Source organism: Nonomuraea aridisoli (assembly GCF_003236395.1).
Taxonomy (GTDB): domain Bacteria; phylum Actinomycetota; class Actinomycetes; order Streptosporangiales; family Streptosporangiaceae; genus Nonomuraea; species Nonomuraea aridisoli.
Map to the genome: position 1 here is coordinate 1 of NZ_POUD01000670.1, position 448 is coordinate 448.

Below are 448 nucleotides of genomic sequence, written 5' to 3' on the forward strand. Positions count from 1 at the left end.
GCCGGACACGATGCGTGTGGTCGGTACGCTGGGTCAGATCCTGGGCCCGCGTGGCCTGATGCCGAACCCGAAGGTCGGCACCGTGACGCCGGACGTCGCCACGGCCGTGAAGAACGCCAAGGCTGGTCAGGTGCAATTCCGTGTTGACAAGGCCGGTATCATCCACGCCACCATCGGCCGCCGCTCGTTCGAGCCGGCAGCGCTGAAGAGCAACCTGGCTGCACTGCTGGACGCACTGACCAAGGCCAAGCCGGCGTCGAGCAAGGGCGTGTACCTGCGCAAGGTCGCCGTCTCGTCGACGATGGGCGTGGGCGTGCGTGTTGACCAGGCAACCCTGGCTGCCTGATCGCTGTCGATCTTTCGCACCGGGCGGCCCGATAACCATCCTGGTGTTAGCAGTTTTCTCTCGAGTGGCCTCGGCCACGCGGACCCTTGAAGCTTAAGGGAC

At 65.4% G+C, this 448-nt stretch carries 1 pseudogene; it reads left to right on the plus strand.

Going from position 1 to position 448, the window contains the following annotated elements:
• Positions 1 to 346: pseudogene (locus C1J01_RS54350) on the plus strand (50S ribosomal protein L1); the annotation flags it as partial.
• Positions 347 to 448 lie beyond the last annotated feature (102 nt).